Source organism: Variovorax sp. 20P10.2.4 (assembly GCF_058244205.1).
Map to the genome: position 1 here is coordinate 1 of NZ_JBZAYE010000037.1, position 25,414 is coordinate 25,414.

The 25,414-nt window shown below is 66.3% G+C and carries 16 protein-coding genes; 1 reads left to right on the forward strand and 15 read right to left on the reverse strand.

Going from position 1 to position 25,414, the window contains the following annotated elements; genetic code table 11:
- Window positions 1–1,528: tannase/feruloyl esterase family alpha/beta hydrolase (locus AC27VN_RS06005; RefSeq protein WP_490875978.1), on the forward strand; the 1,528-nt coding region annotated here is incomplete at its 5' end.
- 69 nt (window positions 1,529–1,597) lie between these two features.
- On the opposite strand, the gene AC27VN_RS06010 is transcribed toward AC27VN_RS06005, so the two are convergent.
- The 15 genes from AC27VN_RS06010 to AC27VN_RS06080 form a co-directional block, all read right to left on the reverse strand.
- A complete protein-coding gene (locus AC27VN_RS06010; RefSeq protein ID WP_490875979.1) occupies window positions 1,598–2,671 on the reverse strand; it encodes a hypothetical protein in 1,074 nt (357 codons plus the stop codon).
- Window positions 2,672–2,806: 135 nt separating this feature from the next.
- A complete protein-coding gene (locus tag AC27VN_RS06015) occupies window positions 2,807–4,576 on the reverse strand; it encodes an Ig-like domain-containing domain (protein ID WP_490875980.1) in 1,770 nt (589 codons plus the stop codon).
- A gap of 219 nt (window positions 4,577–4,795) precedes the next feature.
- Window positions 4,796–5,446 (reverse strand): DNA-3-methyladenine glycosylase I, encoded by a 651-nt coding sequence (locus AC27VN_RS06020; protein WP_208512016.1) that lies wholly within the window; start codon window positions 5,444–5,446, stop codon window positions 4,796–4,798.
- 55 nt (window positions 5,447–5,501) lie between these two features.
- Window positions 5,502–6,638 carry an acetylornithine deacetylase gene (gene argE, locus AC27VN_RS06025; RefSeq protein ID WP_490875981.1) on the reverse strand — a complete coding sequence of 379 codons (1,137 nt, stop codon included), beginning with the start codon at window positions 6,636–6,638 and terminating at the stop codon, window positions 5,502–5,504.
- 7 nt (window positions 6,639–6,645) lie between these two features.
- Window positions 6,646–7,371: an alanyl-tRNA editing protein gene (locus AC27VN_RS06030; protein ID WP_490875982.1), complete on the reverse strand. Its 726-nt coding sequence runs from the start codon at window positions 7,369–7,371 to the stop codon at window positions 6,646–6,648.
- 24 nt (window positions 7,372–7,395) lie between these two features.
- A complete protein-coding gene (locus AC27VN_RS06035) occupies window positions 7,396–8,292 on the reverse strand; it encodes a DMT family transporter (protein WP_490875983.1) in 897 nt (298 codons plus the stop codon).
- A gap of 89 nt (window positions 8,293–8,381) precedes the next feature.
- Window positions 8,382–9,221, reverse strand: coding sequence for an AraC family transcriptional regulator (locus tag AC27VN_RS06040; RefSeq protein ID WP_490875984.1), 840 nt, complete (start codon window positions 9,219–9,221; stop codon window positions 8,382–8,384).
- Between the two features lie 60 nt (window positions 9,222–9,281).
- Window positions 9,282–11,021, reverse strand: coding sequence for a ShlB/FhaC/HecB family hemolysin secretion/activation protein (locus tag AC27VN_RS06045; RefSeq protein ID WP_490875985.1), 1,740 nt, complete (start codon window positions 11,019–11,021; stop codon window positions 9,282–9,284).
- A gap of 11 nt (window positions 11,022–11,032) precedes the next feature.
- Window positions 11,033–11,653 (reverse strand): hypothetical protein, encoded by a 621-nt coding sequence (locus AC27VN_RS06050; RefSeq protein WP_490875986.1) that lies wholly within the window; start codon window positions 11,651–11,653, stop codon window positions 11,033–11,035.
- Window positions 11,654–11,829: 176 nt separating this feature from the next.
- The gene (locus AC27VN_RS06055) at window positions 11,830–12,093 is read right to left on the reverse strand and encodes a hypothetical protein (RefSeq protein WP_490875987.1); all 264 of its coding nucleotides are present in this window, start codon (window positions 12,091–12,093) and stop codon (window positions 11,830–11,832) included.
- Between the two features lie 56 nt (window positions 12,094–12,149).
- A complete protein-coding gene (locus AC27VN_RS06060) occupies window positions 12,150–12,548 on the reverse strand; it encodes a hypothetical protein (protein ID WP_490875988.1) in 399 nt (132 codons plus the stop codon).
- Window positions 12,549–12,564: 16 nt separating this feature from the next.
- Window positions 12,565–19,137, reverse strand: coding sequence for a hemagglutinin repeat-containing protein (locus tag AC27VN_RS06065; protein WP_490875989.1), 6,573 nt, complete (start codon window positions 19,135–19,137; stop codon window positions 12,565–12,567).
- Window positions 19,059–23,852: a two-partner secretion domain-containing protein gene (locus AC27VN_RS06070; protein ID WP_490875990.1), complete on the reverse strand. Its 4,794-nt coding sequence runs from the start codon at window positions 23,850–23,852 to the stop codon at window positions 19,059–19,061. Before AC27VN_RS06070 ends, AC27VN_RS06065 begins: the two co-directional genes overlap by 79 nt.
- Before the next feature lie 237 nt (window positions 23,853–24,089).
- Window positions 24,090–24,887, reverse strand: a complete 798-nt coding sequence (locus AC27VN_RS06075) for a crotonase/enoyl-CoA hydratase family protein (protein ID WP_490875991.1) — start codon at window positions 24,885–24,887, stop codon at window positions 24,090–24,092.
- A gap of 26 nt (window positions 24,888–24,913) precedes the next feature.
- A partial coding sequence (locus tag AC27VN_RS06080; protein WP_490875992.1) for an acyl-CoA dehydrogenase family protein occupies window positions 24,914–25,414 on the reverse strand: 501 nt, incomplete at its 5' end.

The following is a 25,414-nucleotide window of genomic DNA, read 5'->3' on the forward strand; positions in this document are numbered from 1 at the left end:
CGCCACCGTCACGGCCACCAAGACCGTGCCGGCCGCCGGCACCGGCGTGGCCGCGCTGCCCGAGTACTGCGAGGTGTCGGGCAAGATCTCGCCGGTCGACGCCAGCGCGCCCGACATCCGCTTCACCGTGGCCCTCCCCACGAGCTGGAACCGCAAGGTCGTGATGTTCGGCGGCGGCGGCTTCAACGGCAGCATTCCCAGCGTCAAGGGCAACGTGCCCAACGGCCCGGTCGACCAGCCCGTGCCGCTGGCCCGCGGCTATGCCACCTTCGCGAGCGACTCGGGCCACCAGGCCAATGCGCTCGGCTCGCAGGACGGCCGCTTCGGCCTCAGCGACGAGGCCGTGCGCAACTTCGGCGGCGATGCGCTCAAGAAGACGCACGACGCCGCGCTCGCGATCGTCCAGGCACGCTACGCGGCCAGCCCCTCGAAGTCGTACTTCGCGGGTGGCTCCACCGGCGGGCGCGAGGCCGTCACCGCCATCCAGCGCTGGCCCGCCGACTGGGACGGCGCCATCGCCTGGTACCCGGCCTGGAACGACGCCGCCGCGCTGCTCGGCGGCCACCGCATGAGCCGCGCGCTGGCGCAGCCCGGTGCCTATCCCAATGCCGCCAAGCGCGAGCTGCTCTACAACGCCGCCATGGAGGCCTGCGACGCGCTCGACGGCGTCGCCGACGGCCTGATCAGCAACCAGACGCTGTGCAACGCGCGCTTCGATCCTGCCACCGCCATGCTCAAGGGCGCGCCCATGCGCTGCGCGGGCGGCGCCGACACCGGCAACAGCTGCCTGTCGGATGCGCAGATCGCGGCCATGAAGAGCATCAACACCGCGACCAACTTCCGCTTCGCGCTGGCCAGCGGCGAGACCCAGTACCCGGGCTACAACATCTGGGGCGCCGATCCCGGCATCAGCACCTGGACCTCGCCGCTCGAGCCCACCGTGACCTTCCTGGCCTTCGGGAGCGCGCAACCCACGCGCCCGATGCCGGCCAACGCGCCCTACATCAGCGTGCTGACCGACCAGTGGATCAAGTACTCGGTGACGCGCGACGCGAATTTCGATTCGCTCTCGCTCGACCCCGAGGACCCGGGCCCGTGGGCCAGCCGCATCAGCGCGCTGAGCACCCAGCTCGACGCCAGCACCGACATCTCGGCCTTCAAGGCACGCGGCGGCAAGCTGCTGCTCGCCCACGGCCTGGCCGACGTGCTCGTGAGCACGCGCGCCACCGAGCAGTACTACCAGCGCCTGCAGTCGCGCTGGGGCCCGTCGGAGGTCGATGGCTTCGTGCGCTACTACGAGGTCGCGGGCCTGGGCCATGCGGTCAGCAGCGTGTTCAACGCCACCTGGGACTCGCTGACCGCGCTCGAAGGCTGGGTCGAGAAGGGCACGGCACCGAGCAACCAGGTCACGACCGACACCGCCGGCGTGCCGGGGCGCACGCGGCCGCTGTGCGACTACCCGAAGTGGCCGCAGTACAAGGGGTCGGGGGACGTCAATCTGGCGGGGTCGTTCCAGTGCGTGAACTGAGGCGCTGAGGCTCCCCAAAAGGAAATGGCCCGATGTCGGGCCATTTCTGCGTGGAAGCGGTGGTCGGCTTCAGTAGATGCTCATGATCGAGAACGCATACAGGTCGCCGCAAAGAACGCCCTGGCATTGCGCGGAAGCAGAGTAGATGACCTTCTGCACCGGCTCCGACGAACCCGGGCCCGTGACCCTGTCGGTCCCCGAGGCGTAGTTGTCGATGAAGAAAGCCCTGCCACGGCTCGCGTTGTCCTTCAACTGGGCCAGGAATGCCGACGCATCGGCGGGGCGATCGACGATCCAGTAGGTGAATTTCGGCGTCTGCGCCTTGTCCTTCACGTAGAAGGCCTTCGCCTCGCCGCTCTTCAGGAAGGCGATGAAGTTGAACCTGTATCCCCTCGCGCCCTGCGCATTCAACTGCGCGATGAAGTCGGCGTCCTTTCCAGCCCTCGGCAGCATCTCGTACTGGAAGGCACCGTTGCCGGCATTCTCATACACGCTCTGGATGTTGAAGCGGCCGTCCGGCAGCGGTGCGAAATGCACTTGCCCGACGTATCGATTGCCCTGCGCGCCCTTCGCGTTGAGCTGCGCCAGGAAGCCATCCAGGCTCACCGGATCGTTGTTGGGATCGGTATTGGAATTGTTCCTTCGCAAGCTCGTTTCCAGCGTGTAGCTGTACCAGGCGCTCACCGCGCTGTTGCGCACCACCGCCCCGTCGTTGAGCAGCTTGAAGCCATGGGCGCCCCTGGCATTGATCTGCGTGAGGTAGTCGTCCTGCGACAGCCCCACATCCAGGAATTCGTAGATGTATTTGTCCGTCGCCTTGGTGTCCTTCGACAGCACATGCCTCGGGTCGTTCTTGAAGTTGGGCGAGGTGACCCAGCGGAATCCCTTGCTTCCTTCCGCATTCAGCGCGGCGAGCAGCTTCACCGGATCGAATTCGTTGGTCAGCAGCTCGAAGTCCAGCGACAGGGCCGGCAGAACGGGATCCTGGGGCACCGGGTCGGGATTGGCTGCCGGTGGCGGCGTGACCGCGATGGGCGCGATCGGGAAACCGCCGCCTCCTCCACCACCGCCGCCGCCGCCTCCACATGCGGTCAACGTGGCAAGCAGCGCGATGCCTAGCGCGCGGTACGTGTTATTCCTCATCCTCTTCTCCTCTTGGTTGTTTTGCAAAGTGCTTTGGGGGGCATCCCCGGGGTCGAATCAACCCCGAGGGACGCCCTGCGCGTCAGACAGACAGCTCCGCGAACGCGCTTCGGGAAGCGTCAGGACGGGCGCTTGTTACTTGAACCGAGCCGCAAATATCGGCCCGTTGCCACGGTTTTCCACAGGCTCCATCCAGGTCGCTGCAATGGAGCCATCCGCTTGCACATCCAGCGAGGTGGTTGCCGCTGCTGCGGCTCCCGTGGCGCCTACGCGAACGGTGGCGCGCCATCCTTCACCGGCCACGTAGCGCCTGGCGAACGTGCCCTCCTCTGCTCCGCCGCTACCCGATTTGTAAACGCCCCACAGCGCCATCAAGTTGCCATTGCGGTCTGCCACCAGGCTGGGGAAGCGATTCTGAAAATATGTGCCATTCGCCGTACTGACGGTCGTGGTCGCCTCCCAACCCACGCCGGGCGTATACCGGCGATGAACGAGATCGCTGCGGTAGTTGGAAACGTCTTGCTGCTGCCAGATTGCATGGAAGTTGCCCGCACCGTCGACTGTCAGCACCTGATTCATGGCATCGCCCACATCGTCGTTCTCCAGCAGGGCCGGCGAAGTCCAACTGCCGCCCGGTGTTGCGAGAGCGCTCCACCACAGGTCGAAGCGATACCACGTGCCCGAGGGAACAAAAGCGTTCCACAGCGCCATCACCTGACCCGAGCCGGAAACGGCGAGCCTCGGAGCGTAGGGATCGCCCCGTCGAGCAGCACCCAGCGAAACCGCAGGCTGCCAGCCGCTGCCGACTTGATAGCGCGCGACCCAGACCGGCGATTCGCTGGCCCTTTGAACCCACAGCACATAGGCATTGCCTGCGGCATCCACGGCCACCTGCGGCTGCTCGGCCTGATCGTAGATGCCGATGTTGGCCGAACTGCCCACTCTGACCGGTGCCTGCCAACCGCCGGCCGGCGTGAAGCGGGAGGCCCAGATATCCGAATTGCCGTATTCCGTTTCCCCCTTGCCCCAGACAGCAAAGGCATTTCCTTCGGTGTCGATCGCGAGCGACGCGCCAAAGCCTGTGTTGCGAGTGCGGTCCAGTCGTATCGGCGCTTGCCATCCGGTGCCTTTCACGAAGCGTGATGACCACACCTCAGCGCCTGTTTGATCCAATTGCATCCAGATGGCCAAGCCATTGCCTTGGCTGTCGAAGCGGATCTGCGGAACCAGGGCCTGGTAATTTCCGGGCGTGCTCAATCTGCTGGAATCACCCCAATCACCACTCGCGTTCTGCACCGCAGTGCGGATCTGGAAAGCACCTGCGACCTGGCTAGCCCAGATCGCCACCGTATTTCCTTGACCATCCTGGACCGCAACGAGATTGCCAGGGTTGGTCGTCGCCGCTTCAAGCTCATGCGGGGCGTCCCAACTCCCGTCGGCCGTCCGGAACGACCAGGACTTCTCCGCGGCCAGGCTGTTGCCCGCCAGGTCCTTCAGGCCCGTCCCCGCCGTCACCGTGTAATTGGCCAGCAGATCCAGCGCCTTCGTCGGAGCGAAGGAAATCTTGTTTTTCGTGGCGTCGTAATTCAACGAGCCTGGAACGGCAACCCCCCAACGGGTAATGCGCAGATTGCTGTCGGTCACCGTCGTTGCCAGCAAGGCTTCGCTCAAGGTGGCCGATATCTCGGTGTTGCGGGGAACGTCGGTGCTGGCCGTGGGATTGAAGGCCACGACGCTTGGCGGTGTCGTGTCGGCCGCAGGCGCCGGTGCGGGCGCGGGTGCCGGGGAAGGTGCCGGTGCAGGTGCCGGGAATGGCGGGAAAGCCCCGCCGCCTCCGCCACCACCACCGCCGCAGGCAGAAAGCAACGTCGCCACGCAGGCGATCGCCAATGACTTCTTCAACATGAAGGCTCCTCTTTTTAATTCGAAAACCGCGCCTCCCTCTCCGGAGCGCGTCGCGAATGGTAATCGCGTAAGTCCATGTCACTAATCCGATGTGTGCAGATCAGCGGATTTTTCTTATCTGTTGCAAGCCGCATGTTTGCAATAAACAACCAAATGGCGGCCAAGCGGCAAACCCGGATTGACGTCGCTCGGGCGGCGAGGTCCGGGTCGACGCGCGATTCAGCCCGGCCGCTTGAAGCGCTCGCGTGCCGCCTCCACCGCCGCGCGGCAAGCGCAACCCTCGATGTGGTCGTTGACCAGCCCCATCGCCTGCATGAGCGCATAGAGCGTGGTCGGGCCGACATAGGTCCAGCCGCGCTGCTTCAATTCCTTCGACATGCGCTGCGACGCCGGCGTGGTCGGGTTGGCGCGGTAGTAGGCGATGTCGACCACGGCCGGCCGATCCTTCGGCGCGGGCTCGAAGCGCCAGAACCATGCCCCCAGCGAGCCGGCCTCGGCGATCAGTTCCTGCGCGCGCTTCGCGTTGTTGATCGCCGAGACGATCTTCGCGCGGTTGCGCACGATGCCGGCATCGGCCATCAAGCGCTCGATGTCCTTCTCGCCGAAGGCCGCCACCTCGTCGATCTCGAAGTTGGCGAAGGCCGCGCGGAAGGCCTCGCGCTTGCGCAGGATGGTGATCCAGGCCATGCCCGACTGGAAGCCCTCGAGGCAGATCTTCTCGAACAGCGCGCGGTCGTCGCCGACCGGGCGGCCCCATTCGTGGGCGTGGTAGTCGGGCATCTGCGGGTGCCAGGCGCAATGGCGCTGGCCGTCGGCGGACTGGATCAGGCCGTCGTCGGCGGCGGGAGAGGCATCGGGTGCGAGGTCCATGGGGGTGGCATTGTCGCGAAGTGCGCTCGCGCGTGCCTCGCCGGTTCCGGTCTTTCTATTCACGCCGGCTCGCGTGCAACCGCCCGGCCACGTCGCGCCTCGCCCACGCCCCCACCGAGGCCATGAAGCCATCGGCCGCGCGCAACTGGTCCGCCGCGATCCATTCGTCGGGCTGATGCGCCTGCGCGATGAAGCCCGGCCCGCACACCACCGTCGGAATGCCGGCCTGCTGGAAGAAGCCGGCCTCGGTGCCGAAGGGCAATTCGGCTTCGGGCCACAGCGCGCCGAGCGTGCGCGCGATCGAGACCGCTGGCTCGTTGCCCTGCGCCGACAACGCGGGCACGCCCGCGACCTGCTCGGCCTCGACCTTCACGCCCGCGGGCAGGGCCGCGAGGATGCGGCGCACCGCGGCGCGCACGCGCTCGGCCGCGGCCTCGTCCTCGGGGCGGAACTCCCACAGCACCTCGCAGCAACCGGGCACGATGTTGATCGCGCTGCCGCCATCGATGCGCCCGACATTGAGCGTGGCCACCTGCCCTTGTCGATCGAGACTGCGGCGCAGCCGCGCGAGGCGCGTGACCAGATGCGCCGCAGGTTCGATCGCGCTGGCGCCGAGCGAGGGATCGCTCGAATGCGCGGCCAGCCCGCTGAACAGCGCGCGATGGCCGAAGAAGCCGCGGTGCCGCACGCCGATGCGCATGCCGGTGGGCTCGCCGACGATCGCGAGCGCGGGCGCCTGCACGCGCGCCTTGAGGCTGTCGACGAGGCGCGGCACGCCGAGGCAGCCGATCTCTTCGTCGTACGAGAACGCGAGATGGATCGGGCGTTTCAGCCTGTCGCGTTGCCATGCGGGCACGGCCGACAGGCAGGCCGCGATGAAGCCCTTCATGTCCGCCGCACCGCGGCCATGGAAGCGGCCCTCGCGCTCGACCAGCGCGAAGGGCTCGGAGCGCCACGACTGTCCCGCCACCGGCACCACGTCGCTGTGTCCCGACAACACCATGCCGCCCTCCGCATCGGGACCGATGCGCGCGAGCAGGTTGGCCTTGCGGCCTTCGTCGCTGCGCACGAGGTGCACATCCGCGCCGTGGGCCGCGAGGTAATCGGCCACCCAGTCGATCAGGTCGAGGTTGGAGCGCTGCGAGGTGGTGTCGAAGGCGACCAGCGCGCGCAGGATCTCGACCGTCGTCATGCCGGCCCTAGGCGGCCAGGCCGATGCGGATGCGCCGGTTGTGCTGCCCCTTGTTCTCGATCTTGAGGATGCGCAGCGGCGCCGACTGCGAGGTCTTCGTCAGGTGGGTACCGCCGCAGGCCTGCCGGTCGAGGCCCGCGATCTCGATGATGCGTGTCATGCCGTCGTCCTGGCGCGGCGGCGCGACCGAGCGGCTGCGCAGCAGGCCGGGCTCGCGTGCGAGTGCGGCCGCGTCGAGGTACAGCACGTTGACCTGCAGGCCGTCGCCGATCAGCGCGTTGAGTTCGGGTTCGAGCGCGCGCAACGCGTTGTTGTCGGCCGCGGGCAGGTCGAAGTCGATGCGGGCCGTGCCGTCGGCCGCCATCTGCACGCCGGTCACCAGCGAGCCCTCGAAGCGCTGGTAGACCAGCGCATTGAGGATGTGCAGGCCCGTGTGCAGCTGGCTCATCAGGAAGCGGAACGCGGAGTCGACGTTCGCAACGACACGCTCGCCGGACTCGGGCGCGGTCTCGCCCTCGGCGAGGCAGTGCCAGGCGTTGGCGCCTTCCGTCTCGATGCGCTCCACGCGCAATTCGCGGCCCTTCCATTGCAGCGTGCCGCGATCGCTCAGCTGGCCGCCAACGCCCGGATAGAAATACGAGCGGTCGAGCAGCACGGCGTCGGGGCGGCGCGCAATCACGCCCGCTTCGAAGCGCAGGCAATCGGGGTCTAGATGGCAGAGATAGGGTGACATCGGATCTTCGGTCTGACGGAGGGACTAGGAAAATCGCCGCGCGGTCACGATGCCGATCAGGATGATCGCGCCGCCGGCGAACTCGGTGAGGCTCAGGTACTCCTGGAACAGCCAGCCACCGAGCACCGTCGCGATCACGGGCTGCACCAGCAGCGTGATCGAGGACAGCGCCGCGGGCAGCTTGGCCAGCGCATAGGCGATCAGGCCCTGCCCGCCCACGTGCGACACCAGCGCCAGTGCGAGCAGCATCAGCACGCCGTGCAGCGTGTGCGGCAGCAGCGATTCGCCGCGCAGCAACGCGACCGGCAGCAGCACGACCAGCGTGCCGAGGCTGCTCCAGGCCATCACGCTCATGGTGCGGTGGTTGGAGCGCACGAGGCTGACCGCGAGCAGGTAGCTGCCGTAGAACACCGCCGACAACAGGCCCAGCAGGTTGCCGGCCATGCGGCCCGAGCCGAAGTCGAGCCGGTGACCGATCAGGAGGAAGGCGCCGGCCAGCGCGCACAGCATGCCGGCGAGAAAGCCGCGCTTGAATTTCTTGCCGAGGAAGAGCCGCGCCCCGAGCACGACGAAGATCGGCGCGAGGTTCGCGAGCAGGTTCGCATTGGCCAGCGTGGTCAGGGTCATCGACCAGTGGTAGAGCGCGAGGTTGCCCGAGAAGATGAAGCCGACCAGCACCAGCTTGACCGGAAACGCCGCCGCGGCCCGGGGCGCCGGTTCGGCGCGTGCCGCCAGTGCATCGAGCAAAAAGAAGACCGGGATCGCGAGCGCCACGCGGTAGACCGCGCTGGCCGTGGGCTGCAGCTCGCTGTGGCGCAGGAACACGCCGCCCAGCGCCAGCGCGGCCGCGCCGAGCAGCAGCGCGGCAAAGGAGAGGAACTGGCCGCGCGTGGCGGCGGGAAGCGCGAGGGTCGTGGTCATGGAGCGTGCCGTGGCGGAAAGGCCGAAGCCGTGGCACGCATCCTGGCCGGCGTTCGCGCCAGCGTATTGGCGAAAATTGCGGGAAGCGCTCAGCCCTTGCGGGCGCGCACGTACTGCAACGGCGTCATGCCGAAGGTGCGCTTGAAGTGTCGCGTGAGCGCGCTCTGGTCGTAGAAGCCGCTCGCGATCGCCGCGTCGGTCAGCGGCCGGCCCGCCGCGAGATGGACGATGGCGGCCCGGATCCGCAACTGCGTGAGGTACGCATGGGGCGTGAGCCCGATCGTGCGGTTGAAGGCGCCGATCAGCTGGAACGGCGTGAGGTCGGCAACGGCCGCCATGCGTTCGAGGTTCAGGTTCTCGGCATAGGCGTCGTGCAGCAGCTCGAGCACTGGCGCGAGCACGCCTGCACCTCCGGGCATCGACAGCGCGCGCTGCCCGGCAAGGGCATGGCGCTCGAACAGCGTGCCGAAGCCCTGCACGAACAACTCCTGCCGGCGCAGCGAATCACCGGGCAGGCCGTCGCCGTCGAAGGCCTGGTGCAGCGCGAGGAAGCTGTCGACGAGCTGCCGATCGTCGATGGTGTTCGATGCGAAGTAGCGAGTCTGGTCCAGCCCCAGCGAGTTCGTCAGGTGCCTGATGCCCGCATCGGCCAGATAGAAGGAACGATAGCGCCAGCGCTCGCTGCCCGCCATGCGCCCCGAATGCGGCTCGGCCGGATTGAAGACCAGCAGCGAGCGCGGCTGCGCGATGCCGGTGCGGCCCCGGCTCGTGAACTCGGAGCCACCTGCCTCGGTGACCGCAATCACGAAGGAGTAGTGCACATGCGGTGCGTACTCGTGGGTCCTGAAGTCCGCATGCAGCAGGTCCATGCCCGGCAGGTCGGGGGCATGCCAGTAGCGCGAGGTGTTCAGCGGATCGAGCTTGGCCATCTGCGCGAGATTCGATCACCTCCGGCGAAGAAAGTCGAGACGCGGGCCCATGTCCCGGCATCAGAAGCTGGCGTTGAGATTGAACCCCAGCGCCACCTTGGCGGTGCGATAGCCCTGCGGCTTGCGGATGGGCGCGCCGGCGAAGAAGTCGTAGCTCAGCCGGGCCCACTGGCCGCGCACGCCGACGACCGCGCCCGCCAGGCTGCGGCCCAGGAGATCGACGGTCGAGCGTCCGCCCACATGACCGTAGTCCATGCCCGCGTAGAGTTCAGCGCCGCTCGGGCCGTCGCCCCAGGGGATGGCCCAGCCGATGTCATTGCGGATGAGCCAGCCGCACTCGCCCATCAGGCTGGTCTCTCCGTCGAAACCGCGCACCGTGTAGCGCCCGCCGATCGCGAAGCGATCCTGCGGCGTCAGCGGCGTGCGATTCCATTGGGCGCGCACCAGGCCCGAATAGCGCAGCCTCTGTTCGCCGAGCTTGAACGGAGCGCCGAGGCCGATCTCGGCCGTGTAGAGCTTCAGCCGCGAAGTGCCTTCGCCGAACTCGTCCTCCGGCGCGGTGCGCGAGCCGAAGCCGCCGGTGCCGCGCTTGTAGGCCAGCGTACCGTCGAGTGTCGCCTCGCCGATGAACTCCTTGTGGTTCAGGCTGGCCTCCCAGCCGCCCACCACGCGGTGCTGCACCTCGACCTCGGTGTCGTCGACGAAGTTGCGCGACTCGCGGCGCCAGCCCTTGATCGCCAGCGTGGTCTTGCGCTGCTGGTCGCGGTAGATCAGGCGCGAGAGCTTGATCTCGGCGTTTTTGGTCTTGCCGGCGTAGATGTAGTCCTGGCTCAGGCCGGCCACGGTCTGGTGGTACTGGCTGTTGGAGGCCGTGAAGGCCAGCATCCAATAGCCATGGGGCAGCGAGTAGTGCACCGTCTGGCCTTCGGTGCCGTAGCGCGGCTCCGAAAGGAAGTGGCCGTTGATGCTGTGGTTGGCGTTGAGGTAGAAGAGATCGTTGAGTCCCAGGGGGTTGTCCAGCGACAAGGTGACACCGGCCTGGTTGCGGCCCGTGGCCTCGGTGCCGCTGTCGTCGAGGTTGAAGCTCAGGCGCCATATCCTCGACTGGACGTACTTGACGACGAGGTCGCTGTCGCCGGGCCTGGCATCGGAAGCGGCGGAAGGCTCAATCTGGATGTCGGCCTCGGCGGTGGGCGCGCGCTTGAGGTTCTCGAGCCCTTGCTCGATGTCGCGCAGGTTCAGCAGCTCGCCAACGCGCGCGGGGATCGCGGTGGCCAGCAGGGCGCCCCCGCCGAGCAGAGTCGACGAGGAATCCGGTGCGAGGCGGATGGCGGCGATGCGGCCGGGCACGAGCGACAGCGTCAGGGTGCCGGTGGAGAGGTCTTGCGGCGCGGCCAGCACACGGCTGGTGACGAAGCCGCGCGCGATGACGGCCCGCTGCGCGCGCGCGAGCACGACGTTGACGCCGGCCGTGCCGAGGCAGCGGCCCAGCGGCGAGTCGTTGTCCTCGGGGCCGGACAGGTCGGCGATGGCCCACTGGAAGCGTTCGGACTGCTCGCCCGCCAGCAGCACACGATCGATGCGAAAGCACGGCGCCTCGGCCTCGGGGATGCGTTGCGTGGGCGCTGGAGGAGCCGCCTGCGAACGCTGGTCGACGCTGCGTTCGTTCTGCTCGCGCAGGGCGCGTTCACGCTCCTGCTGACGCTGCTGCTCGACGAAGGGTTGCGGCGTGGCAGCGAGCTGCGCGGAAGCGAGCAAGGGCAAGGTGGCGGCCACCGCCGCCGACAGATGCTTCTTCATGGCGATGGCGCTCAGCGCGCGGGTGCCGGGCAGCCGGGGACGGGCCTGGACCCCACCGGTTGAGGCGCGTCAGGGTCTGTCGCGTCCATCACCGCGAGGCGGCAGGACATGCCCTTGCCCCAGATGAACTCCACCGCGTAGGCGCGGTCCGCCTGAGGCGTGAAGCGCACGACCTCCGGTCCGCAACTGCCGTGCTGAAAGGCGATGTTCGCGCCGCCCGTGCTCCATTTACCGATGCCGCGAACCTGGATCGGCTGCCCCGGCGTCGCCTCGTGAACCAGGAAGGGCTCGGCTCCCGAGCCCACGCGCGTGGCCCGCGCGATCCACGGATAAACGACGCCGTGGCCCGCACTCGCCGCGGCGCCCAGGTGCTGGAAGCCCTCGCAAGGCGCCTCGGCGGTGCTGACTGCGTACTGGGCCGCGGCCGATGCGGCAACGACACCGGGTGTGCGCAAGACAAGCTTCGTGCTGCCGGGCTCGACGCTTTTCAGTTCGTAGTAGCCGTTGTTGGTGCGGACGTCTTCCAGCGCGGCTTCTGGGTTGATTTGCGAATAGGTACAGCCACCGACCGCCATCGAAGTCAAGCACAGTGCCATCGCGGCAAGCCGAACACTCCATTTAGATTTTTTCATTCTGCTCCCTGTAAAAATCGAAACCTGATCCCTGGCCCGCACGCGGGCGAGAACGGTTTTCTCAAGATATCGCCCCGTTAGGGATTCTTTTCATCCTTGTATCGGTAGAACCTCGACTCGGAACGAAGTGTCGATTCCTCCCAACTGTTCGTCGGGGCCCCATCGATCGAGGTGAGTTAGTCGCAGAACGCTCGCCATTCCACCGACCGGCGAGCGCTGCGGTCTACCCACAGGTCATGGCGCATGCCGCCGCAGTCTGGGCCGAGAAATTCGGCTCGGTCCAGCAGCGACATATCAAGCCATGGATCCGAAGCCAGGCGCTCTACCGTTGCCGACTCGAACAATTCTGGGAGATCCGGACGAACGTAAGGATAGCCCTCCTCCAATTTCTCAACGCCAATGCTGAACAGCGCCTCGCGCCGGTCGTACATCTCGCCCATTTCCTGTTTCGTGAATCATCCCCGCTCTCTCAAACGCCAACTCAACGCCAATCAGGTCAAGCATTTTCAAAAACCACTTGACAATCCTTTAGGGAGACAACTCGCCCATTGGACAGCACAATATCCTCTCCTTCAATTTTCCCCAGCAAAATTCCAAGGATTTCCGCCCTCTCTCGAATAACCCGCCTCCACCCCGAAACATCTCCGCGATATCCAATAGCATGAAATATCGACATGTCAGGAAAAACAATACGAACCCCTTGAGTGCTTGCACCTCCACTCTTAGCGCCGGCATTGCCATCAAATTTAGTCAATTCATCAAATTGATGATGCACCGAGTCATTTCCGCTATCCTGAAAATAAATAAACTCTTTACCCACAACATCAACTTGACCGGGAATATTCCCCTCTCTTCCAATTGGACCGCCAAGAATCTTTTCCATTTCTGTCGCCATATATATCCTTTTAAGATTATCTAGTCGGAGTAATCACAAAACGAAAATTAGAGATGCCAGCATCATTAAACCGACCGGTATAATACCGCGCCAAATCTATGCTATTGGTATGATAAACAACGCCACCATCAAAGGCAGCCGTATATTTCGCAGCTTGGTCAATCATTTTTTGCTGCTCTACCAAGGCCCACGACTGACCACCTTCCGGACTGTTGGGGTTTCTAAGAGAACTCGCCCAATCGTCCACAAACTTCGCCTCCACCGCTATATCTCTTCCAGCAACTGTGGTGACGGTGTCCGCAATTCCATTAACTTGCTGCCCGTTGACGATGGCGGTAAATTTTCGCTGTTGAAATGATGTCGGCCCGTACATTCCACGAACGCCCACTTCATAACTTTGGGCAGCATCGATTGCGCGAACACCCGTTACGTTAACTGGCGCCGTAGTAACAGGGCTACTCGGACCACTCCCCGACGACCCACCGCCTGCCCCCGTAGCCCCAGTTCCTCCAGAGGTATGTGACGACGAATACGTCAAGTTGTCTGGAACATATTGCCCAGAGCGAACGGGCACTCCTGGTACCAAGCAAAGCATTACCCCACACGGCACAGCGATTGGCGGCGTCACAACCGCCGTCCCACCGGTACCCGGACTCGAGCCGTCTTGGAGATCGGGCGGCAGGTCAGGATTGGGGCCGGATTGGGCTTGAAGTGCCAGCCCGATTTCCTTCTCGGCCATTGCCACCAGGTTCTTGGCGCCACGATAGGCACTCAGCGAATCCTTGCTGACCGCATTCCGAACCCTTCCTCCGATATCCCCCACCTGGTCCCATTGGGTGTATGTAAACAGGCCGGTTCTTTGCAGTTCCTCTTTCTCGGCGGTGTAGGTGGCTCCGCGCAGTTGCGACTGCAGCGTCTGGGTGCCTTCGGGGTCGTTGGGGTCGAGATCGGCCGCGCAGCGGATGAGGGCACAGGCGGCGTCATCCAGCCTGGCCTGTTCCTCCTTTGAGCGGCCCTTCTTGAGTTCCGCCAGCTTTCGGATTTCGCTCTCTCGCAGTTGCCGGTTGTTGATATCGATGCTCAAACCACTGGCCGCTCCGGATGCTCCCCCGACCGTTGCCCCGACGGCAGCGGCAGTCACGGCACTCAGGGCTTGTTTGACCGGAGAGGACAACCCCAATTCGTCGATCGCCGGCCCCAGGCTTCCCATCAATGTCGAGCTCAGACCGGCGCCGAGCGTACCGCCGACGCCCCCGCTCAGCGCGGCAGCCGCTGCGTGCAGGGAAGCCCGCAAGGGCCCTCCCTCCTTCCAGTTGTCGTAGTTCTGCTGCTCCGTCAGGATGGTCCGGCTTGCCGCTTCAAACTGAGCCTGAGCCTGGGCCCGTTCAGTGGGGCTGGTGTCTGGATCGTTCAGTACTTTGCCGGCCGACTCGGCTACCCCCTTGGCGACCAGATACTTGGTCGTCTGGCGGCTTGCATAGACCCCGATCTCGCGCGCGACGTTGGTGTTGTAGGCCTGCGCGATCTGGGCTCGCGCCTGCACATCCTTGAGAATCGTCTGCGTATTCCAGTCCTTCACGAGCGTGCCCGTGCTGGTGTGATCACCGGTGCGTACGCCCTGATCGCCCGCAATGCCGGAGATGCCCGACTTCGTCGTGCTGGTCTGATTTTTCCCGATATAACTGCTCACGCCCGCACCACCGGAGGGGCGCCTCAATGCGTTGATGTCCTCTTCGCTCATACCACGTTCGCGCAAGACCTGCCGATGGGATTGCTCGTCCCCCGCGAAGAAGCCCACTCCCCCACTGACCGAGTAGCTGCTGCCGCTGGACCGGCTTAGGTTCTGCAGGTCGCGCGTGGTTAGCGTGCCGCCGGTATCGAAACTGTTCTTCTTATCGTCAACAGCGGCCTGCGTGCTCTCGATCACGGCGCCCATGAGATTCGTGTCGCCCTTCACCTTCACGTCGAAGCCGCCATCCCCGGCCTTGATACCCGCCTGCACACTCGGACTGACCAAGACGCCGTCGGCCTTGGCCCCGGCTGCACCGCTACCCACCGTGGAAACCCCGCCGCAGAACGGCGGGATACACAGGTTCAGGCTCAAGCCCGAGCTGCCCTGGCGGGACCGACCCACGCTCACGTCCTGCAAGGACTCGATGTTCAGGTTGCGCCCCACATCGGCCACGATGCGGTTGGCCTCGATGATGCCGCCGCGCATGTTCAGGTCGCCGCCGCTGATGGCGTTGACAGCCTTGCCGCTGACGTTGGTGGCGTTGTAGCTGACATCGTTCTGGTTGTTCCCGCCCTTGCCGCTGTTCACACCCAATTGGATGCTGAATCCGTTTTGCGCACCGCCACCCAAGGTCACGCCGACGTTGGCGCCGCGGCTGGAATTCTGGCCAGCCGTCACGACCGTGTTCTGGCTCGCCCTAAGCGAGATGTCGTTGTCGGCCACGAGATTGATGGTATTGCCCCCAGTGATCGTGGAGCCAACAGCGCTGATGTTGGAGTTCTTGCCGTCGCCCGTGGCGACGACGTTGACGTTGTTTGCTCCCACGATGCCCGAGCCTACGGCTTGGGTGCTATTGGTGAAACTCGTGCTTTGGCTGCTGTTGCGGCTGACGTTCACGCTCACGCCATAGCTCAGCTTCGACCCGTTGGCCACGGTACTAAGCGCGTCATAGGTCTGCTTGCCGCTCATGGCCAGATTGATGGCGCCTAGCGCCTTCGTCCGCCCGTCGCTTGTTTCGCCGATGGCCCTGATAGTGCTGGATGCGCCCTTGATGGTGTCGGTACCCACCCCCATGAAGTTCGCACTGCCGCCCACGATGGTGCTGGAACTCCTGTCCAGCGTGACGGACTGCGTGGTGTCGTACGCCTCGTTGATGACGACGTTCTTCGCGAGGATGTTGACGTCGCCGCCCGCCAGCGCACCGGCTTGCCCGGCGGCCAACACGCTGCTCGCGGTTTGTCGGTATTCGTTGCCAGCCACCAGCGTCACGTTGCCTTGCAGGCTGGCCACCTGGCTGGCTTGCTGCGTCGTGCCCGTGGTCGCGTTGGCCTGCGAGCCCTTGACGTTGCCGATGGCCGGGTTGTACCACTGGCCGATCATCCCGGAACTGCTGCTGGCGTCGTAGCGGTTCTCCACACGGGTGCCTTGCGCACTCTCGATGCGCAGATCGCGCCCGGCCATCAGGGTGACGTCCTTGTCCGCGACGATCGTGGCGCCCTTCAGGCCGATGTCGCGTCCGCTCACGGCCTGCAGGCTGCCGGCCGAGATTTGGGTGCCGACGGTCTGGGTATCGACGCTGGCGCCGGCGCTGTTGCTGGACTTCTTGTTGCCGGCAATGGCCACGGCTGTCGGATCGCCGGCGAAGGTCGCGGCAGCGAGTGCCTGCCCGAAGACGGTGCCACTGCTGCGGCTTTGCGCCGCATGCAGTTCCACGGTGCTGCGGCTTGCCGTGCTCAGGTTGATGTCCCGCCCCGCCGACAGGCTGGTGGCATCTTCGGAGCGAAGCTGCGCGGCCTGCAGGTTGACGTCGTTACCAGCCACCAACACCACGCTCTTTCCGCTCAGGCTGCTGGAAAGCACTTCGGTGGTGGTGGTGCTGTCGAAGGTGCTGGAGCTGCTCTTCCTGATCAGGCTCTTCGAAGACCTCTGCGTGGCGGTCGACACGCTGCTCGTGGCCTGACCCGCCGAGACGTCTATGTCGTTGGTGGCGGTGGCCACCAGAGCACCGTCGGTGCTGGCCACCGCGCCCGCGCGAATACGAAGGTCGTTGCCGGCGGCGAGCCGCACATTGCCCTGCCCCTGCACGACTGAACCCACCTCCCGGCTCTCGGACGCGATGCCCGCGCCGTTGCGGCCCACGATCGCGATGCCATGGCCTTCGGTCACGGTGCCCAGGTCGATGTTGCGCCGGGCGTCCACGGACACATCGCCGGCGCTGACCAGGGCCGCCGCGACGAGGTTCGCGTCGCGGCCTGCGGAGGCGACGAGCGTACCGCCTGGGTTGGTCACATAGACGCCGGCCACGCGGTCGATGGCCGTGTTGCCAGCGGCTGTCGACGTCGTCGTCCGGATGTCGATGTCGCGCCCGGCCGTGAGCACCGCGGCGTCCCGCGCGGTAATGCTGCCCCCGATGTTGCTCAGGTCGTTGCGGGCGTTGATGCCGATGGCGCCGCCGTCGATCCGGCCACCCAGGTTGCCGACGTTCCCGGCGTCGATCCTGACCAGGCTGCGACCGGCGATGGTGCCGGTGTTCACCACGTCGCCCTGGCCCTCGATGACGGTGGTGTCGGCGCTCAGCAGCGCCCCCGAACCATCGATGTCCCCGGGCCGCACCCGCACATAGACCTGCGGCACCAGTACGCGCTGGGTGCTGCCGTCGGGCAGCGTCACGGTCTGTTCGACCAGCCAGACGATGTCGCTGGTCAGTTGCGCCATCTGCGCCGCGCTCAGCGCGACACCAGGCCGCAACCCGTACTGCCTGGCGAAGGTCGCACCGGCATTCATCAGCGCGGTGTACTGGTCGTCGTCGTTGCTGAAGCCCTTCAGGTAGCGATAGCCCGTGAGCTTGGCCACCTGTTCGCGAATGAGCTTCTGCTCGTAGAAACCGTCGCCCAGGCGCTTGAGCGTGTTGTTCGGATCGAGGCCCAGGTTGTTCAGCAGGTAGTCGCTGCTGAGCCAGTTGCGGTAGTTCGCGAAGCGCGGGTCGGTCTCGATCAGGTGGCCGCCGCTCGTGCGCAGGCTGAACAGGCTGGCGTTGGGAATGCCCGTGCTCGGCGCGCTGGTGCGCACGACCATCGGAATGGTCCGGCTTGCGCCGGCCTGGGCGGAGGACGCTGTGCCCTGTGCCGATCCATTCGCGGCAACGGTCGTGGTGCCCACGCCGGCCTCCGTCGGCGCGGTGCCTCCAGGTCCACTCGAGCCCGCCGAACTGCCCACGCTCCGACCATCGGTCTTCATCACCTCGCCCACGCTGGCCGCCACCTCCACGATGGCGCCAGGGCCGTTGCCACCGCTCACACTGCCCGTGCCGGCCGCGCCGCCCGTGGCGCCACCGACCGGTGCTGTCCCGGCGTCGTAGCCCATGGTCGCGTTGAGGTTCGACTGGTACTTGTAGCCACCCAGCGAGATCGTCTGCGGTGGTATGACGATCGGTATGGGGACCGGCGTCTGCAACTGCCCTGTGGTGTCGATCACAGTGGCCGAGCCGACGACAGAGCGCGTGCCCGACAGCTGGGAAGACTGGTAGCTGGTGGCGGTGATCGTTCCGCCGGCCAGCACCTGGCTGTTCTCGTTGTAGAGACGGCCGTCGACGTTCATGTTGCCGCCCGCGACGAGTCGCGCGGGAGCGGCGTCGGCCGCCGTGTCTTCCGTGGTCGTGGTGACGTTCTGCCAGATGCCATAGCCGCCGATGCCCACGAGTTCGCCGGTGTCCTTGCGGAAGACAAGGCCGTTGGCGGCATCGACGTTGACCTCGTCCAGGGTGTAGAGCGTCGTCCTGCCGATGCCGCTGCCCACGGGCGTCGTCGGAGCAATGGCTATGGCGCCGCCGAACGTCACGGTGGGCGTGCCCTTGCGGATGTACACGTCGCGGTTGTTGACCTGCGCCATCGCGATGCGCATGTTGCCGATGGACTCGATGTCGGCACTGAGGTTATCGAGCACGGCACCTTGCCCGGTGGCCTTGCGCTCGGCATCGAGCGCTCCACCGATGGACATGTTGCCTTGGCTGAAGATCAGTGCATGCTCACGGTTGCGGATGTTCGCCGCGCCGATGTTCAGGTCGCCACGCGCCGCGATGGTCCCCGCCTTGGTCACGCCTGCGACCGTTTCGGCCGCGTTTTCGAGCGTACCGGCGCCGATGGAGACAGCATCGCCGTAGATGCGTCCGGTGCCGGTGTTGGTCAGCACGCCCGCATCGATCCGGGTCGTTCCCCGGCTGTCGATCAAGCCTCGGTTGGTGAGCGTTCCACTGGCCTGGACGACGGTGTGCTGCCCCGACATCTCCGCATTGGCGGTGTTGTCGATGGTGTTGCCGCCCACCGTGAGGGTCTGGCCCGCCAGCAGCTTGCCGTTGTTCGTGAGATGGCCGGTGGTGGTATAGCTGAGGTCTCCGTTGGCAGCCACCTCGCCGTTGTTGACGATGTCCTGTGTGAGCGCGAGGCGCAGGTCCTTGCCCGAGACGACCTTGCCGTCTCCGCTGAACGCGGCGGCATCGATCTTCAGGCCCTTGTCGGCCACCAGCGTGCCGTCGGTGTTGATGAGATTGAGTGTCTTCGCGCCGGGATTCGCTGCATGAGGGTCGACGATGACGAGCGTGTCACCAGCCGAGATCAGGCCATTCCTGTTGCTGACCGTGCCGCTGCTGCCAATGGTGACGTCGACGTCGGCACGGATCGCTCCCCCGTCGTTGTCCAGGTTGATGGCATCGACAACGACGTTCCTGCCCTCGATGCCCTGATCCTGGCCCTGCGTGGTGGTGTTGATGACGGTGCCGGCTCTCAGCGTCGTCGTTGCGGCGGAGCGCACGAGGCCGCCCGAGTTCCGGACATCCGCGGCCTCGATTCTGAGATCGCCCACCGCCTGCGTCTTGCCGCCGCTGTTGTCGTAGGTGGCGCCATGGGTGACGACCGCGACGCTGGACTGGCCGAGAACGTGCCGCCCTGCGTGTTGTAAAAGTCCCGCGTGCTGGCCGCCAGCGCGTTCTTCGCGCCGATGAACCCGGCCGCATTGTCGAGCGCGCCGGTGTCGAGCGTGAGCGTGCCGGCGCTGACGATGCCACCCTGCTTGCTGCCATGGCCCGCGGCGTTGGTATTGCTCAGGCTTCGGCCATTTGTGTCGAGGGTCATCGCGCCGCCGCTTTGCACCAGGCCGGCATCGTTGAGGAGCGTGCCGGAGCGAATGACCACCGTGGCGGTCGCGGCCATGGTGCCGTTCGCGCTGTTATCGAGCGTGTTGTCGTGCGTGTCGACGGACAAGGTCTTTCCGAAGACCTTGCCGCCCCGATTGACGAAGCCGTCAGTGCTCAGCGTGGTGCCGCCGCCCGCCTGCAACATGCCGCCGACGTTGAGCGTCGGCCCGGTGGTCATCACGCTCAGGTTGCCGTTGACGGCCGCAGCCGTCCCCGCACTGTTGTCCAGGCTGTCGGCCCTGAGCGTTGTGTTGCCATTGGCCGCGAGCGTGCCGCCGACGTTGGTGGCCACGCCCGACACAGTGGCATCGAGGTTGCCGATGGCCGTCAGGCTGCCCGCGTCGTTCGCGAGGCTGCCGGCCCGGACGGCAACGTCGCCGCCAGCGCCGATCGAGCCCTTGTCGCTGTTGTCGAGCAGGCCGCTCACGTTCACAGCGAGGCCCGCAGCCTGTGCCGCACGAATCGAGCCGCCCCGGTTGGACAGGCTGCCGGCCACGATGGTCGTGTCTCCATTGCTGGCGATGACGCCCGCATTGCCGTTGTCGAGCGTACCGGCCACGGCGATATGCGTGGCATCGGTGCCGGTCTGGAGGATCTGGCCGCCGCGATTGTCCAGCGAGCCGGCGTCGATCGTGATCCGCTTGGCGCTGGTCGTGCCGCCGCCTTGGTCAAAGGCTCCCGACATTTTGACCGTCAGCGCGTTGTTCGTCGTGATCCGCCCGTTCGTTCCATCGAAGCTGCCGCCAGCGATGTCCAACGCGCCGCTGCCTGCGTGCTCGATGGTGCCCGCCTTGTTCGTGATCGCGCCGGCGCGCAGGCTGAGGTCGCGTCCGTTGCTGGCAAGGCGCCCGCCATCGTTGTTCAGCGTGCCACCCATGGCGATGGTGGTCGCCTCTAAGCCGGTCTGCACGATCTCGCCACCGTTGGTGTTGGCAAGGTTCGAAACATCGATCAGCAATCGGCTGGCGCTGAGCAGGCCCGCATCGTTCACGAGCGCTTGCCCGGCGTTGCCGTTGGCGCGGATCGCCAGCGTGCCCGCGGTGAGCACCTTGGCCCTGCTGGTGGTGACGTCGCCTTGCGTTGCAACGAGCGCGATGCTCGCGGCACTGGCCTGGCTTTTCGAGAGGTCGACGCTCGCCCCTTGCAAGGTGGCGTTGCCGGCCGCGAGATGGGTTCCCGTTGCCACGAGCGCCCCGCTAACGCTCACCACGAGGTCTCCCGCCGCGCCGAGCTTGCCGTCGCTCTGGATGCCGGCGCCGACCACCCCCGAGCTGCCGCCTTGCACGCTGCCAGCGGCGATGGTGGTGTTGTGTCCCGCGGTGATGTTTCCATCGTTGGCCAACAGCCCCGCCACCGCGACGGCGAGATTGTTGCCAGCGCGCAGGCTGCCTGCATTGGACAGGCTGCCCGCCTCGATGCGCAGGTCGGTCGCGCCCCCCGCGAAGCCCGAGCCATTGGCCAGCGCACCGCTCACGTTCAAGCGGGTCGAGGCCTGCGTCGACTGGATGGCACCCTTGTCGTTGGCCAGCGAGCCCGCATCGAGCACGAGTTCCCGATCGGCGACCAACGTGCCCGAGGCGTTGTTCACCGCGCCCTGGACACTGGCCGTCAAGGAGTCCAGCGCGGACACCTTGCCGCCCGTGTTGTCCAGGCTTGCGGCGTTCAGCGTGACACGCCCGTTCGCGGCCATCGTGCCGCCGCGGTTGCTGATCTCGCCGCTCGTGGCGCTCGATACATCGCCAGCGGCCGCGATGCGTCCGTTCTCGTTGTCGAGACCGCCCGCTCGAAGCGCGGCGTTGCCGCCCGCGCTCATTTCGCCCTGGCGGTTGTCCACGAGGCCCGCCACCGCGACCACCAGGTCCGACGCCTGAGCCGCCCGCAGGATGCCGCTCCTGTTGCTCAGGCTCGCCGCGACGAGATCGAAGCCACCGTTGCTCGCCAACGTCCCACCGCTGTTGTCGATGGCGCCGGCGGCCACGATCCGGGTGACTCCGTTGCCGGTCTGCACGATCTCGCCCTTGTTCGTATTGGCGATGTTCGAGACCTCGATCCTCAATCGGGCTGCACCGAGCTTGCCGGCGTCGTTGACGAGGGTTTGCGCGGCATTGCCGTTGGCGCCGATCGCCAGCGTGCCGGGAGTGGTCACCGCGGCGTTGGTAGTGACGACATTGCCCTGCGTGGCCGTGATCGTGATGTCGGCTGCATGGGTCTGGCTGCCGGAGAGATCGACGCTCGCCCCCTGGAGCACTGCATCGCCGGCCGCCAGGCTGGTGCCGTTGGCGACCAGCGCACCGGCGGCGGTGACGCGCAGATCGCCGGCTCCGCCGAGCTTGCCGTCTTCGCGGATGCCGGCGCCGAGCACAGCGGTGCCACTGCTCCGCACGCTGCCAGCCGCGATGGTGGCGTGCCGTCTCGCGATCACGCTGCCATCGTTGGTCATCGCGCCGACGACCACGATATCGGCATCGTTGCCGCCGCGCAGGCTCCCTCCGTTGGCCAGCGAGCCCGAGCGGATGCCGAGGTCGCTGGCTGCCTGAATGCTGCCACCACCGCCGTTGTCCAGCGCGTGAGTCACGCCGAGCCGCACGCCGGCCTGGGCGGACTGGATGCGGCCCTGCGTGTTGTCCAGCGAACCGGCATCGAGCGTCAGCGCCTCGTTGGAAGTCAGGGTGCCACTGCTGTTGTTCATGGCACCCGCCACGGTCGCACCCAAGGCCCCTGCCGCGGAGATGCTTCCGCGCAGGTTGTCTGCCTTGCCACCGACCGTGAGGCTGGCATGCGTAGCGCTCGCCAATACGCCGTCGTTGTTGAGCAGGTCGTTGCTGGTCGCAATGTTCAACGCGCCTGCGTTCAGCTTGCCGCCCGTGTTGTCGAACCGACCGACGTTGGCGCTGAAGCTGTCGCTGACATGGAGTGTGCCGCCCGCGTTGCTGAAGTCCGGGCCGATAACCGCCATGCTGGCCACCGAAAGCGCGCCACCCGCATTGCTGATCCGTGGGGTCTGCAACGCAATCGGTCCGCCAGCGTAGATCTTCCCGCCGTCGTTCAGGATGGCGCCCGTGGCCGTGACGGCACCGGGCGAGGTGGGTATGAAGGGCGCTGGTGCTGGTGCTGACACGGGTGCAGCCGCAGCGCCACCGGAGCCGGAGCCATTGGCCGGCGCACCCGGTTCGGAGGTGCCGCCTGTGGTGCCGCCCGCGCCGCCATCCGCGCCGCCAGTCGTCGAGGCCGGCAACCGTTCGACACCGATCACGCCCCCGTTCGTGTTGGACAGCGTCGGCGAAGCGATCACAAGCCCTATGCCGCTGGTTTGCCGAATCGTCCCACCGCGGTTGTCGATATCGCCTGCCCCGGCGATTTCCACGCGCGTGCCTTCGAGCGTGCCGGTGTTCTCGAGCCGGCCCGTTGTCGTGACGACCAGTTGGCCGGCGCTCGCACCGATGTTGCCGGCATTGCGCACGCCCAGGCCGGCCTCCGTGCCCTTCAGGAAGATGTGATGGGCGAACATCCCGCCTAGCCGGGAGACGTCCAGAGCAAAAGCGGGTGTCGCGCCTGCTCCAGTCGTGGGCGCGATCTGCGCATGATCGGCACCGATCTGATTGGCGCCCGTCACAACCTTGAGCTCGCTGGCCCAGATGCCGGCATTGACCTGCACGGCGCGCGCGAGAATGGCCGCATAGTCGGTTCTTCTTGCATCGAGGCCCGCGCCATCGATGCTCACGGTGCCACCACGTACGACGAAGCTGTCGAGCCCACCGATCGCGTTGAACTGTGGCGTCCCTGTCGTCAACGTCGCCTTCGATGCGTTGATGAAGCCGCCGCCATCGACACTGATGCCCGCCGGGTTGGCGATGATGATCTCGGCGCGCTGGCCCGCGACTTCCAGATAGCCGCGAAGCAGGCTCGGATTGCCGCCGTTCACTTCGTTGACGATGATGCGCGCGGGCCCCGTGGCCAGGTTGGGATTTCCCTGCACGAAGCCGCCGAGCTGGGTCTGCACGTTCCCCCGGCTGTTGTTGAGGATGGCGCCGTTGGCACCGACGTTGAAGGCGTTGTAGACGTTGCGCGAGACGCCGGCGACGCTCGGAGTTCGTATGTTGACGAGCGGAACGCCATTGGGTGCGACCAGCACGGTGGGGCGCAGGCTCCCGGGAACGTTGGGCGCTCCGACGATCTGGGACTGCGCCGATAGCGTCGCCAACATGCCGGCCAGCGCGATGGCGGCCAGCCTGGCGCCCCAGGTGCTCGCGCCCTCCGGTGCGCCGCAGGCCATGGTCGATGTGGCCTTGCTGGAGCCCTTGCCGGTGCTCCTGGCCGTCTCCTGCGTCACCATCCGCATGCCCCTGGCGGCATTGAAGATGACGCGATGCAACTGGCGATTCATCCCTTGTGTCCTCCCCTGAATCAAACCCCCAGCGCTCTTTTGTCGGCGCATTCGTCGGGGATGTCGATTATCAGGATCGGAGAACTATGGTAAAGCCACCAAGTTGCAAAAATGGCACTGATTGCTCAGAGAGATCGACTGCTTTTCTAATGAATGTGAATGAACTTTTATCGACTGACAGCAAAGATGTCGCGAACGCACGCGATCGCAAGCACGCAGCCCGGGCAGAGGTAGCTTTCAGTCGTTCCCGAACACCGGCTTGCGCTTCTCGATGAACGCCCGCACCGCCTCCCGGTGATCGCTCGTCATGTGCGCAATGGCCTGGTAGCCCGCCGACATCTCCAGCAGCGATTCGAGCGTGCTGCGCTCGCCCTCGCGGAGCAGCCGCTTGGTCATGCGCAGCACGCCGCCGGGGTTGGCGGCCACGCGCGCGGCGAGCTTGAGGCTCTCCTCCATCAACCGCTCGTGCGGCACCACGCGCGAGACCAGACCGCAGGCCAGCGCTTCCTGCGCGTCGAGGACATCGCCGGTGAAGGCCATCTCCGAGGCCTTCGACATGCCGACCACGCGCGGCAGCAGCCAGGCGCCGCCGTCGCCCGGCACGATGCCGACCTTGACGAAGCTCTCGGCGAAGGTGGCCTTCTCGGAGGCGACGCGCATGTCGCACATGCACGCGAGGTCGAGGCCGGCACCGACCGCGGGGCCGTTGACGGCGGCGATCACGGGCACGTCGAGGTTGTAGAGCGCCTTGGGCAGGCGCTGGATGCCGTTGCGGTACTCCTCGCGAATGACCTCGGGCGAGAGGCCCTCCTTTTCGTAGCGCTGCATGTCCTTGACGTTGCCGCCCGAGCTGAAGACGGGGTCGGCGCCGGTCAGAACGACGACGCGGATGCCGCGGTCGCGCGTGACCTGGGCGCAGGCCTGCACGATCTCCTCGACCGCGCTGTTGCCGGTGAGCGCGTTGCGCGTCTGCGGCTGGCTCATGGTGAGCACGAGGATGGCGCCGTCGCGCTCGGATTTGAGGAAGCTGTCCATGGGGTGATGTCTCCAGATAAGGGCGGTCAGGCCGCGACGGGATCGGTGGCGGCGCGCAGCAGGTCGAGCGAGCGCTCGAAGCGGCCATCGAGCAGCAGCGTGCCGATGAGGTCGTGCCAGTGCGATTCGGCGCCGGCCGCCTGGCGCCAGGCGTGCAGGCGGCGCGTGTAGACCTGCAGGTCGAACTCGGCCGTGAAGCCGATGGCGCCGTGGATGGAATGGCTCAGGGCCGCGACCTCGAGCGCGGCCTCGCTGGTGCGTGCCTTGGCGACGGCCACGCGCAGCGCATCGGGCGCGAGCGCCTGCGCGCCGCCGGCGGTGCAGCCCATCTGCGCGGCCATGCGCGCGGCGAACACATGCTCGGCCATCACGCTGAGCTGGTGCTGGATCGCCTGGAACTTGCCGATGGCGCGGCCGAACTGCTGGCGCTCGTTGGCGTACTGCAGCGTGCGTTCGAACACGGCCGACAACGCGCCCGCGAGCTGGGCTGCAATCAGCCGTGCCTGGTGCAGGCGCAGGGCCTCGCC

Bases quoted from the DNA above. Each gene is read 5' to 3' on its own strand.
- AC27VN_RS06045 (WP_490875985.1), bottom strand. From the start codon at position 11,021: ATGAAGAAGCATCTGTCGGCGGCGGTGGCCGCCACCTTGCCCTTGCTC.
- AC27VN_RS06010 (WP_490875979.1), bottom strand. From the start codon at position 2,671: ATGAGGAATAACACGTACCGCGCGCTAGGCATCGCGCTGCTTGCCACG.
- AC27VN_RS06015 (WP_490875980.1), bottom strand. From the start codon at position 4,576: ATGTTGAAGAAGTCATTGGCGATCGCCTGCGTGGCGACGTTGCTTTCT.
- argE (WP_490875981.1), bottom strand. From the start codon at position 6,638: ATGACGACGGTCGAGATCCTGCGCGCGCTGGTCGCCTTCGACACCACC.
- AC27VN_RS06055 (WP_490875987.1), bottom strand. From the start codon at position 12,093: ATGGGCGAGATGTACGACCGGCGCGAGGCGCTGTTCAGCATTGGCGTT.
- AC27VN_RS06020 (WP_208512016.1), bottom strand. From the start codon at position 5,446: ATGGACCTCGCACCCGATGCCTCTCCCGCCGCCGACGACGGCCTGATC.
- AC27VN_RS06070 (WP_490875990.1), bottom strand. From the start codon at position 23,852: ATGAATCGCCAGTTGCATCGCGTCATCTTCAATGCCGCCAGGGGCATG.
- AC27VN_RS06075 (WP_490875991.1), bottom strand. From the start codon at position 24,887: ATGGACAGCTTCCTCAAATCCGAGCGCGACGGCGCCATCCTCGTGCTC.
- AC27VN_RS06035 (WP_490875983.1), bottom strand. From the start codon at position 8,292: ATGACCACGACCCTCGCGCTTCCCGCCGCCACGCGCGGCCAGTTCCTC.
- AC27VN_RS06060 (WP_490875988.1), bottom strand. From the start codon at position 12,548: ATGGCGACAGAAATGGAAAAGATTCTTGGCGGTCCAATTGGAAGAGAG.
- AC27VN_RS06030 (WP_490875982.1), bottom strand. From the start codon at position 7,371: ATGTCACCCTATCTCTGCCATCTAGACCCCGATTGCCTGCGCTTCGAA.
- AC27VN_RS06050 (WP_490875986.1), bottom strand. From the start codon at position 11,653: ATGAAAAAATCTAAATGGAGTGTTCGGCTTGCCGCGATGGCACTGTGC.
- AC27VN_RS06040 (WP_490875984.1), bottom strand. From the start codon at position 9,221: ATGGCCAAGCTCGATCCGCTGAACACCTCGCGCTACTGGCATGCCCCC.